The 11,320-nt window shown below is 59.3% G+C and carries 12 protein-coding genes; 3 read left to right on the top strand and 9 right to left on the bottom strand.

Going from position 1 to position 11,320, the window contains the following annotated elements; all coding sequences use genetic code 11:
* Position 1: 1 nt before the first annotated feature.
* On the top strand, positions 2-577 hold the full coding sequence (locus tag ACFJIU_RS24020; RefSeq protein WP_379064249.1) for a hypothetical protein: 576 nt from the start codon (positions 2-4) through the stop codon (positions 575-577).
* On the opposite strand, the gene ACFJIU_RS24015 is transcribed toward ACFJIU_RS24020, so the two are convergent.
* The gene (locus ACFJIU_RS24015; protein ID WP_379064247.1) at positions 561-971 is read right to left on the bottom strand and encodes a DUF2177 family protein; all 411 of its coding nucleotides are present in this window, start codon (positions 969-971) and stop codon (positions 561-563) included. The genes ACFJIU_RS24020 and ACFJIU_RS24015 overlap by 17 nt on opposite strands.
* 180 nt (positions 972-1,151) lie before the next feature.
* Between ACFJIU_RS24015 and ACFJIU_RS24010 the strand changes: the two genes are divergently transcribed.
* Entirely contained in the window at positions 1,152-1,535 is a 384-nt protein-coding gene (locus tag ACFJIU_RS24010) for a DUF2147 domain-containing protein (protein ID WP_379064245.1), read from the top strand.
* 708 nt (positions 1,536-2,243) lie between these two features.
* On the opposite strand, the gene ACFJIU_RS24005 is transcribed toward ACFJIU_RS24010, so the two are convergent.
* The 8 genes from ACFJIU_RS24005 to ACFJIU_RS23970 all read right to left on the bottom strand — a co-directional run bounded on the left by ACFJIU_RS24005 (position 2,244) and on the right by ACFJIU_RS23970 (position 10,241).
* On the bottom strand, positions 2,244-2,633 hold the full coding sequence (locus ACFJIU_RS24005; protein ID WP_379064242.1) for a response regulator: 390 nt from the start codon (positions 2,631-2,633) through the stop codon (positions 2,244-2,246).
* Between the two features lie 33 nt (positions 2,634-2,666).
* Positions 2,667-3,116, bottom strand: a complete 450-nt coding sequence (locus ACFJIU_RS24000; RefSeq protein WP_379064240.1) for a response regulator — start codon at positions 3,114-3,116, stop codon at positions 2,667-2,669.
* A gap of 42 nt (positions 3,117-3,158) precedes the next feature.
* Complete coding sequence (locus ACFJIU_RS23995) at positions 3,159-3,785, bottom strand: SOUL family heme-binding protein (protein WP_379064238.1); 627 nt, start codon at positions 3,783-3,785, stop codon at positions 3,159-3,161.
* A 325-nt stretch (positions 3,786-4,110) separates the two neighbouring features.
* The gene (locus tag ACFJIU_RS23990) at positions 4,111-4,344 is read right to left on the bottom strand and encodes a hypothetical protein (protein WP_379064236.1); all 234 of its coding nucleotides are present in this window, start codon (positions 4,342-4,344) and stop codon (positions 4,111-4,113) included.
* Positions 4,345-4,425: 81 nt separating this feature from the next.
* Positions 4,426-5,325, bottom strand: a complete 900-nt coding sequence (locus ACFJIU_RS23985; protein WP_379064234.1) for a DUF6671 family protein — start codon at positions 5,323-5,325, stop codon at positions 4,426-4,428.
* Positions 5,322-6,218, bottom strand: a complete 897-nt coding sequence (cysD, locus tag ACFJIU_RS23980) for a sulfate adenylyltransferase subunit CysD (RefSeq protein ID WP_379064232.1) — start codon at positions 6,216-6,218, stop codon at positions 5,322-5,324. The genes ACFJIU_RS23985 and cysD overlap by 4 nt, the downstream gene beginning before the upstream one ends.
* Positions 6,215-8,644, bottom strand: a complete 2,430-nt coding sequence (locus ACFJIU_RS23975) for a YbcC family protein (protein WP_379064230.1) — start codon at positions 8,642-8,644, stop codon at positions 6,215-6,217. Before ACFJIU_RS23975 ends, cysD begins: the two co-directional genes overlap by 4 nt.
* 25 nt (positions 8,645-8,669) lie before the next feature.
* Positions 8,670-10,241 carry a proton-conducting transporter membrane subunit gene (locus ACFJIU_RS23970; protein ID WP_379064228.1) on the bottom strand — a complete coding sequence of 524 codons (1,572 nt, stop codon included), beginning with the start codon at positions 10,239-10,241 and terminating at the stop codon, positions 8,670-8,672.
* A 102-nt stretch (positions 10,242-10,343) separates the two neighbouring features.
* Between ACFJIU_RS23970 and ACFJIU_RS23965 the strand changes: the two genes are divergently transcribed.
* On the top strand, positions 10,344-11,237 hold the full coding sequence (locus tag ACFJIU_RS23965) for a LysR family transcriptional regulator (protein ID WP_379064226.1): 894 nt from the start codon (positions 10,344-10,346) through the stop codon (positions 11,235-11,237).
* Positions 11,238-11,320: the final 83 nt, after the last annotated feature.

Raw genomic sequence — 11,320 nt, 5'->3', positions numbered from 1 at the left:
GATGTCCTTCACCTTTGTCGGCAAAGTCTGGAGACGCGTTGCGGCCTATGCCGCTCATGACGATCCCATGGTCGCGTCCTGCAATCTGATTGCCCTGGTCGTTGCTTCCAACCAGCCCTTTTATCCGTTGTATGTCTATTGGGCGGTCAGCGACCACGTCTCGCCGGTCTTTTTCACCTTCTTGTCGACGCCGTTTTTTCTGGCCGTGCCGGCAGTGGCCAAACGATGGCCTGTAGCCGGTCGCGCGCTTCTTCCTATTGCCGGTATGGCCAACACGGTTCTCAGCGCGAAAGTGTTCGGGCACGCGTCAGGGGTGGAGATTTTCCTCATTCCGTGCGCTCTGATCGCAGCAACGTTCTTCAGAGCATCGGAGCGGCTGGCTGCTTTTACCCTGATCGGTGTAGCCTTGCTTATATATCTGGGACTGGATGGTGCGTACGGTGCGCCTCTCTATCTCTATTCATCTTCCGAGTACCATGCATTTTCCCGGTTGAACGCCATGAGTGTCGGAACACTCACCGTTTTTGTGGGACTGATAGCATCAGGGCTTATAGGCCGACTTAATGGGCGGTCGTAAAGGCGCGGGTGATCAGGAACCCGGCCGTTGCGGCAACCGCGGTCAGGAACGTTCCCCAGCAGAGATCGGCGATGGTCACGGCAAGCGGCCAGTTTTTCAGCGTCGCCTGGTTGGTCAAATCATAGGTTGCATAGGCGAAAAGTCCGAGGAAAGCGCCATACGATGTTGCCGTCGTCCAACGGTCGTTGGCAAAAGCGGGCGCGATTGCGAACACGACGATGCCGGCGATGTAGATCAAGTAGAAAAGCGCCGCCGGCGCCAATCTGAAACTCTCAACCAGCATGTCACCCATAAGTGGACGGTAGAGCCGCTGCGCCGCAATGGTCAGCCAGATCGCATCGATGGCGAGAAATACCAATCCGGTGGCGATGTAGGCAATCGAATAGGTTTTCAAGACAACTCCCTTCCCAGCTTAATCTCGATGATTGTACGCGCCAGCGATGGGACCGGATCACCAAGTCTGAGAGACCAAATCTCCCCGGTCGTGCAGCAGACGATGTAGATGTGATCCGTACGATTGAAAGCTGCGTATCAAAGAAAGCCGATGAAGAAGAACCTTCAAGGAGCTTGATCCATGATGTGGCGTGCCGCGACCGTCTGTGCATTGTCGATGGCGAGCTGCATCAGTGTCGCCGCACAGGAACGCAGTCCTGAAGGAGTATGGATGCGCGACGACGGCAATGCTCGTGTGCGAATAGCGCCATGCGGGTCAAAACTTTGTGCCACAAATTTATGGATCAGGGACACGAGCAAGGGCGAGGAAGTCGGAGACCGGCTCATCATGTCGCTTGATCGCAAATCTGCCACTGAACTGGTGGGGAAGGCTTACGATCCGAAACGAGAAAAGACCTATCGCATAACCGTGATCGTCAACCCCAACAGCCTGACTACGCGCGGCTGCATTTTGGGCGGTCTGCTCTGCCGGGATGTTAACTGGACGCCGGCAGGCGGAGGATGACCGATCTATGACGGTTCGGGAGTCTCTCAAAAGCCGGAGATGCGTTTGTCTCGGACCAAACATTTGCTCGCGCATCCCGGCACAGAAGCGCATCAATCGGAGGACAGTTTCCGGCTTGTTGTGGACATATTGGATGCCGGGGGTATCGAGCGAGCGCGTGTAGAGTTGAGCTCCGACGGAGTTCTCGAGGCCCTTTATATTCCGGTTCGAGCCACTGTGATTTTGGACGCAAGGGAGAAATTGTTCCATGCCCGATCGGAATCCCCGAAAAGATGCTTGATCGACTGTTCGTAGGCGGTGGTTTAACGGGGCGCCGCGTCAATGAGTCGACGTGCGAAGCAATGGAACTTTCTTTTAACGAACTCCGAGATGAATTCCTCGCAGATCTCGGCAAATTTCACGAGCGCCTGCAGCACAGTCTCCAGCTTGTCAATCAGGTCCTAGGCTATCGGCGGGATTTCAATGATATCTCGGGCAATCGGGGCGGTTCATCATCAGGCATCCACTAGCCCGCGTGATTGGACCGGCCGCGTTGTCGTTGCGGCATTCATGCAAATGTTGCTTCGATCCAAGTTTCACGGACCGGTGAGATTTTTTGATCCAAGCTCCCATTTCGGATTCGCGCTCTGGCTAGCACTTTTGTCCTTACGAGTTACAGTCTTAGACGTTCGCCGGGAGCTTCGTGGTTGATTACGCGCCAGAGGACCGTCAGCCCTCCGCTGTCCGCCTTTTGGGAAGCAATTGCTTGATGTAGTCAGCGACGCCCTGCGGATCATAAGGCCTACCAAGGTGAGGACCAGAATCACAAAGATTCGCGGCAGCCTTGGCGCTGGATAGCACGCTGCCGGCCAGGGCGATTTCGATCCCTGGATGAATCGTCCGCGCGGCGCGCGCGAGTTCAAAGCCATTCATCGAGCCATCTACCTCGATGTCACACAGCATGGCATCGACCATGATCTGCATATCCTTGAACACGATCAGCGCCTCGTCGGAAGTAGCTGCTTCCACTACCGTATATCCGCAAGACCGTAGATAGTCCGCAATCGCATGGCGAACAAGCACCTCGCTATCAACGACCAGCACGGTTTGGGGTGACACTCCGCACACCTTTCGCCTGGTTTTTCCCCAGCGTCAATCGAGAATCCGGGCCGCGATCGCAACAACATCGGATGGCCCATAAGGTTTAGCTATGAATGCCACGGCTTCAGAGTCATGCGCGGCAGCAAGATGACCCGAGGCGAGTATAACAGGCAGATGAGGCCGATCAATCTTCAACCGCTGCACGAGTGCCGTGCCGTCTATGCCCCCGGGCATTTGCACGTCGCTCACGACGAGATCACAGTTGATGCCCGAATTAAGAAGACGAAGAGCCTCGTCGCCGCTTGCCGCCTCGATCACGCAATAACCATGCTCACGCAGGACATCGGCAACCGTCATGCGTATTAGAACCTCATCCTCAACGAGGAGAATGATCCTTTCCCTTGCTGGATCAGGCTCGTCCAGGCCCGCAGTCGTTTGCTGTGCCACCTGGGCCGCCCTTTCATTCGAGATTTTTCGTCCGATTGAACGCTTTATCGCCATTCAGGTTCCATGTAGCAGCCGCAATTGGCGTGAGCAGGCAAATTAGTCTTTTACACCGCTGCGATGGACGTTTATCGCCACCTCGTTGCGGCGCAGGAAAGGCAGTGTCCAGGGTGGGTCGTGGAGCCACGCGACGGCCTCGCCAGCGGATTGCCAAGCGCTGCCGCTAAGCGCGGCCTTGAGTCTGGCGATGTGCGATTGCACGGCTTCGTCGTCCCGGCGGCCGGTAAAGCGCAGTACGGCGTAATCCTGCTCTGAAACGATGATTAGCTTTACTCTGCGATCTTTCGGCTCCGGCGCAGTGTCCACGGTCAAATCGCTGGGCAGGAAAAATTTCATGGCCCAGTCTTCGGCGGTTCTCTGCTGACTGACGGGCGCGGTCATTGAGATCTGTTGCGATGACTGAGCCACCGGAGCCGTCATCGCGATTTTCGTTTTGGCCTTGTTGTTGCCGAAAATGTAATCGGCCAGAATTTGGAAGGCGGCACGGCGGGTTTCTTCCATTGTCTTGCCCGACAAAGTCGTCTCGGCCGCGAGCCGTCGGCCATATCGGCGAATTTCCAATTCGCCGATATGGCCGACAATGGAATAAGACGGCTCTTCGACGCCGGCGCGATAGCCGATCACCGAGAAGCCGGCCAAAAGCAGTCTGAAGATCTTACCTGCCATGATGACGAACCTCCGGCCATTGTTTTTCTCGTATCATACGCGCTATGTTTATCGATGGATTTGCTCGAACCAAATGATAAGCGCCTGCCAAATACATCGTAGATTGGGAGCGCGTATTGCACAGCCGAGAAATGTTGATGCAAAGCGCAATCCGTCCTCGCACGCCAAGTTCATCGAGAATTGATCGCGATATCGGGTTTTGGTCGAAATCGGCCACCTGCTACCTCTTCGTCGCAGAATCGATCGCCACCTGGAGTCTGCTGGTGTAATGACAGGTGAGCAGCTCCTGCTCTCTAGTAGGTCGCGTACTGCCGAGGTCGTTAGCTCAATCCTCTCGTGTGAGGTCACCTCCTTCTCCGCCGGCTGCTTCGTGAATCAGCGCATCGGATCGGGCGCGCAGCAGATGGTTCAGGATTTCGAGGTCATTCAGGATATCGACCGGGTCGCGCTCAAGTGCAGCCCCGAGCGTATCTTTCAGCCACAAGCTCATGCCCGGATGGGCCAGAACCCAAGCAATTCGTGCCTCGGTTTCTTTCAAGCTGTCGTCATACCAAGACATCAAATTCACCTCTCTCGCGAGCCAGCATCCTTCGCCGCTCCAACAGCCGGTTTTGCGATCTGCCTTGGTCGGTCCCGCCGATCACGGATTGCATTCTGGGCAATGGCCGGGATCGGCATGGGTGCGTCCGTCGGGGCGGGGACGCTTCTCGCGAAACTCGCAAGCCACGCAACCGAAGATCTGATGACGAACCATGATGCTCGGGGCGCCGCACCATTCGCAGGGAAGCCCTGTCTCCACGTCGATTTGCCCGTAGCCCGGGGCGCCGCAGGCCGGACACGGGGTCGCCAGCCGATCGCAGAGCGCACGTGCCAGACTGCCAATGTTCGCCATACGCGTCGGATTCATGTGGGCGCGCATATCTGTCTGAACGAGCGCGCGCCCGTCGCGCGATCGCGGGGCCGAAGTTGCGAGAGCGCTTTCCAGCGCTTCATCTGTGCGCAGTCCTTTGTGAATGAGAACGCTATCATCGTCAGGTTCATGAGGCCGCACGATCACGGCGTGATCGGGGAACCGGATATGGTCGAGAAACGCCCTGAGATCGCCGAACTCGGCCGCGACGGCGTGCTCGTAGACCGGGGCATCATCGATCAAATGCTCGGTGACGACGATGCCGCGCTCGTCGTCCACGAGAACCATGAACTCGACCCCGCCGGGAATGAACGGCACATGAGGATGCGGACCGTAGCTGCCTTCGCTGGCGATGCCTATAGACAGACCCGTCACCGCCATCCCAAGCCTCGCCTTGGCTATGGCCGCCTCGCGGATGGTGCCGGAGCGCGGAATCTCGCCGGTGAAGGTACCGAGCGCGTCGGTGTCGATTGCAGACGGGGTTACGACGCTCAGCTCGAGCCGCTCCTGGAAAACCGGCACGATTGCCGCATCTTTGCCATGCATGGTGGCCAGCACGGCGCGCAGCCCGGCATAAGGACCGGACAGCGGACATCCAACCGTGGCTTGCGAATGACCGTCGTTGCTCAAAAATAGCCCTCCCGTTTCTGACGCTCGAGCGAGCCATTGTCGCCGAGGCGGCCGTGGCGTTCGGAGGTTTCAGCGCGCAGGGTCTCGAGCACGACAGCGGCGATGGTTTCTGCTTCGGAAGGTTGCGCCGCCGTCACCGGCCAGCATCCGAGCGTACGAAAGCGCACCTTCTCCGGCAGCGCAGTTTCGCCTGGTTGCCAGCGCATTCGGGCAGGATCGTCGACGACGATCCGCATTCCTGCTCGAGTGACGACATTGCGCTCATGTGCAAAGTAGAGCGGCGCGATTTCGATCTTGCGCATCAGGATGTAGGTCCAAAGGTCTTGCTCGGTCCAATTGGACAGCGGAAAAGCGCGGATAGTCTCGCCAGGCTTCAGCCGCCAATTGAAACAGCGCCAGAGTTCGGGACGCTGCATGCGAGGCTCCCAGGCATGGCTGGCGCTCCGAACTGAAACGATCCGCTCCTTGGCGCGGTTTGCCTCCTCATCACGTCGAGCGCCGCCGAAGATGATGTCATAACCACCGGCGGTCAGTGCTTGCCTGAGCGCATCGGTGCGCATGATGGTGGTGTAGACATCGCTATGGTCGAACGGATTGATTGACTGTGCCCTGCCATACTCGTTGACGTGAACGATCAGCCGAAAGCCATAGCGCTCGGCGAAGGCGTCGCGAAAAGTCAGAACCTCCGCGAACTCCCAGGTCGAATCGATATGCAAAAGCGGAATCGGCGGCCGCGCAGGGAAGAAGGCGCGCAGGACGATATCGGCAAGGACGGTCGAGTCCTTGCCGCCCGAAAACAGCACCACGGGATTGCGCGCCTCCGAGACCCCATCGCGCAGCACATGGATCGCCTCGGATTCCAAGGCCGCTAAATGGACGGGTAACCGGTTCATACGACCACCATCGTCCGTTCCGGTTCAACGTGCTTTGGGGCAAAGGCTTCCCAGCCAAGACCACCAGCGTACCGCCAAGCCAGGCGGCCCTGCTCGTCGAGGGCAACAAGGTAGAGCCATTTGTTGTCGAACAGCGCCCTTACCTGGTCGTGGCGCTTAAGGATCGCGATTATCGCCTCGCGCGGCGCCTCGATCAGCACGGTCAGGCGCACCGGCTCATGCGCTATCCGTTCTCCGTCGTGAACCGACTGCCAGGGCAACCCGGCGCGAAGAAGACCGCCATTGCCTTCGACCACGCCGATGCCGCCGGTGACGTTGTGCAGGAGCTTGTTGCCAGCTCCGAACACTGTTGGCGCGACAGTCGATCCGTAATACTGCAGGCTGATCCAACTCGCTACCACGACCGGCGCTGTCAAGATCAGCTCCAGAACGGCAAACCGGTCGTCCCGGTGCCAGTCATAGTCGTGCAGAAATGCGCGTCCCTTGAGGTCGCGCCCCGCAGTCCGATGGCGCGGCGCGGCGATGAAGGCCTGGCAGCCGGCAAGCGCCCATTCCGGACGCACTTCGGCCCAATCGCGGGCGCGGTGGAGAATGTCCCCCGCTCCCGACGCCCGGGGCAACCTCAAAGCGCGTTCGCTCCTCGCAAGCGCGCCAGCCGTCGCAAGCCAGGTTTTTGCCTGTTTGACGCTCTCCTTGTGTAGCGCTGATGGAGAGTCCTCTTGGTATATCGTCACACGATCAGTGGTGGTGTCGTGCAGGGCTCCGATGAATAACGTGTCGTCCGGAATGGCGATCCCGTGTTCTGCGAGGCCGGCGCGCACTTCGCGTTCATTGAGGAGCGCAGCGAGCAACCGCGCGTTCACCTCACCGGAATAGCCGCCGCAGGCGCCGCAATGGAGCGCACTGGCATGCGGGTTGTTAATGACGTTGGCGCCATGGCCAGCGATAAGGACAAGCGGTGCAAAACGTTCGGTTAGCGACATTGCCTTCAGCACGCTTTCGGCCATGCCAATGCGAGCCTCAGGATCGAGCGCGGGTTCGAACCTTGGCGCCGGGTCATCCGGCATCCGGTTGCCGGCGCGTCCCAAGCCATCGCGCACCAACTTGCCAACATAGATTGGCCCGGCTGCCTCGACGAAAGCGAATGAGGAAACGGCGGCGAGCTTGAAACGCCCCCAGGCGCGCTTGGCTCGCGCCAGGAGCCGAGCTGTTCTGTCCCGAGTCTCGACATCATGCGAATGCCCGCCCGAGCATGTTCGTATTTGCGGCGCAAGAAGCACAGGCAGCCGCGCCTCCGCGACATCCGACGCGAAGCGCCGATGCAGAATGCCGATGCCGAAAAACCCGGCGAAACCCAGTGTCTCGATGTGGGGGTCGAGGCTTTCCAATGCCCGGCGGAACACCTCAGAGCGAACGTCGATGCAGAAGGCCATCTGCAATGCTGGGCGCGCTTGCAATCTAGAGGGAGCAGGCGATTCAAGGAGCTTGCCCAGCTGCCGCTGCGCAGCGCGCTCGGTCGCCTCCTGCAAGATCGCATCGATTGCATCGTCCGGTGTCGGCTCGACCGGCGTGGCATAGGCGCAAAGCGCCTCTTTCCATTGGCTAGCGATGCGAAGCGTGTGTTGTTCAAACAGTGCTTGTTCCCAGACGAGACGAATCGTCAGAAGGTCGGTAATCGTGTTGTCCGACCCGCCCGAGAGCTCAGCTTGCCAGAGCTTGTATCGGGCGAACTGCGCCCAGCCGCCAAGGCTCATCAGCAGCCGGTGCAAATAGGTTTCGAGCGCCGCCTCGTCGAGGCCGAGCTTTCCGATCGACTGGATCAGCGCATCCTCAGCGCGCTCTGGGGCTTGCGCAACATGCATGGCAAAGCCCTTAAGGCCGAGAATCTCTGGGGTGAGATCGTGGGTGGCGGCCGAGCGCCACGCAGCATAGGCGCAACTGCTCTGAGGCGCCGTCCACAAGGCCTGGCCCGCATCGAAATAGCCGGCGGCCCATTGCCCGAAGCGCTCCGCGATCACGCCTGTCCAGTCTATGCCCGAGGCTTCGGCCGCGAGCTCCGCCATCGTCGGAAGCATAACAGGGGTCGGCGCGCCCGCTTCGATTGCCGACTTCAATAAGGCAATGGTCTTTGGCCGCCAAGTTTCAGGTGCAGCCTCAAACGATGCCGCGAGATCCGCTTCGGCGATTTCGCCCTTATGAATCCGCTCGGCGTACCAGGCCCGCGGCATTGTGAGTGTGGCTCCCGCGACCCGTCTTAGGCGCGCGGCCACTGCCGATAGCGGCTCCTCGCTTTGTCCCAGAAAGGGGTTAACCGCAACGCTGGAGGCCAGCGGCCAAAGCGGCGGGATGGCGCGTGCTGCGCGTTCGGCCGCCTTAAGGATAGCCGCGGAATCGAGGGTTGGGGCGTTAGTTTTGATCATCAGCATCGGCGTTTTCCTTGCTATACTGTCGTCACGACGCCTTGCGGACGGACCAGCCGCCGAGCATCCGATCGAGTGTTGCGTTGATGTAGAGGCCGTTCGAGAGGTGGACCCGCACGCCCGCAGCCGCTGGGTGATGCGCCCATAGCGGGAATAGAGCTTGCGCGACCGCCACCGTGCCGAAGGACAGGATCGCAAGCACCATCAGAGTCCACTCGAGGCGTCCCGGCGCGGGCGGCACGGGCAGCACGGTTGCGGTTAGCCACTCGGCCAGGGTCTGCAGCGCGAAGTAGCCGACCGCCGCTGTGACTGAGTACAGGGCCGTCTTGCGTGTCAAAACCCGCGGCGCGGCGTCGGCTAGTCCCTGCGCCAGCAGATAGGCGACGCCAAAAATCAGGATTGCGCCCAGCGCTAGAGATTGCGGCGACTTGTGGTGAAACCCAAACATCGTGCCGAAGACCGCGCCGATCGTGGTATAGATCGCGAGCGCTGCGAGGAAGGCCCATCCGACGGCCGCCCCGGCGGGGATCGCCACCGGCCCGGGGCGCCGAATCGCGGCGACCTGTTCAACCGCGCTGCCCGAGGCGAGGAAGGCATGGGCTTTGTAGAGCGAATGAGCGACGATATGCAGTAGCGCCAGCGGGAATAGTCCCAACCCGCATTGCAAAGTCATGAAGCCCATCTGCGCTACCGTCGACCAGGTAAGCGAGGTCTTCACCGCCGGTTGCGTCAGCATCACCAGTGCGCCGAAGAGCGCAGTGAAGCCGCCCAGCATCGCCAATACGGCCAGTGTTCCAGGTGACAGCAGCATCACATCCGCAAAGCGGATGAGCAAAAATCCGCCGCCATTGATGACTCCGGCATGCAGTAGGGCCGACACTGGCGTCGGCGCTTCCATCACCTCGGTGAGCCAGCCATGCGTCGGAAACTGCGCCGACTTCAGCAGGGCCGCCAGCGCGATCAGGACTGTCGCGAAAACAACCAGCGCCGATCCATCGCCTTCTCTCGCGGCGGCGTTGATCGCAGCGATATCGGTTGTGCCATAGGCAAATGCGAGGAGAATGGCGGCGATGATCAGGCTCACCGCCCCTAGCCGAGTAAAAATAAGCTTCTTACGCGCGGCTCGCCGCGCGGCGACCCGATTGGGATAAAAGAGCAACAGCCTGTGCAGGCATATACTAGTCGCGATCCACCCCGACACAAGCTGGGCGAGATTGCCCGCCTGAACGAGTAGCAGCACGGCGGCAAGGGTGGCGCACAGCCAGCCTGTGAACACGCTCGCGCGCGCTTCACCATCGAGATAAGTCCGTGCATAGCGCACAACGATCCAGCCGACGAACGCGACGAGCAGCAGCATCGCCGCGCTGACGGCGTCAAGGCGCACCGAAAAGCCGATCCCGGCCACCCCAATGAAGGGGCTTTCCCCCGGACCACAAAGGATAAGAATGCCGAGCGAGCCCAACGCGGACGCCAACGCCAAAAGCGCAGCGATCTCGGCGACGGCGGCGGCCAGCCGATAGCGTCGTCCTGGCAAAGCGAAGGCGACGAATGTGGAAACGACAAGAGCCAGCGGCGCAATGAGCGGAAGCAGATAATACGGCAAGGAAATCCCCAATCAATGTTGTCATCACGAATGGGGTATCAGCCGCAACGAGACGAATAAAATGCATTGTTTGCGAGATATCGTTCGCTATGATCGAACATCATGAGCACGTTTAACTACAACCATCTGCGATATTTTTGGGCCGTCGCACACGACGGGAATCTCACACGCACGGCGGAGCGATTGAACCTCACGCAATCAGCATTGTCGGTGCAAATCCGTAAGCTTGAAGCGCGATTAGGCCATGCATTGTTCGAGCGGCGCGGTCGACAGCTTCATCTGACAGAAGCTGGACGGATCGCGCTGGACCACGCCGATACGATTTTCGCTGCGGGCGAAGAATTGATCGGTACCTTGAGCAACACGGGTGGGGTGCGGTGCGTTCTCAGGGTTGGCGCCCTGGCTACGCTTTCTCGCAATTTCCAAATGGCGTTCTTGAAACCTTTACTTGGACGTACCGACATTGAACTTGTTTTGCGCTCGGGCAGTAGCGGCGAGCTTCTTCAATCGCTTGAAGCGCTCAGCCTTGACGTTGTGCTTGTTAACCAGGCACCGGCACGCGATAAACTAACACGCTTTGTCGCTCATCGCCTTGCTGAACAGCCTGTAAGCTTGATCGGAACAAGAGCTCGACTTGGCAAAGTTAGGAAAGACGACTTAGCCGAGCGGCTAAAATCACATCCGATCATCCTGCCGACGACGGATAGCAGCGTGAAGATCGGCTTTGACGCGCTTGTAGATCGTCTGGGCATCCGTCCGCAAATCGTGGCAGAGGTAGAAGATATGGCGATGATGCGGCTGTTGGCGCGCGAGGATATCGGGCTTGCCGTGCTGCCACCGATCGTCGTTAAGGACGAGCTGGAATCTGGTGTTCTAATCGAGGCGGACAGGTTGCCGGGCATATCCGAAACCTTTTTTGCCGTTACGATGGAGAGAAAATTCCCCAATCCTCTTCTAAAACCGCTCTTGGCGCGTAATCTTCTCAATCTGACGTAGATCGATTAGATCGGGATGCGCGCCCCCTTCACGTGTCACTCGCAATCTTAGGAACAACGCTCAACCCTCGATTGAGGAGGAGC

Origin of the sequence: Mesorhizobium sp. UC74_2 (assembly GCF_042701485.1) — a bacterium.
Taxonomy (GTDB): domain Bacteria; phylum Pseudomonadota; class Alphaproteobacteria; order Rhizobiales; family Rhizobiaceae; genus Mesorhizobium.
This window is presented reverse-complemented; position numbering and strand designations above follow the sequence as displayed.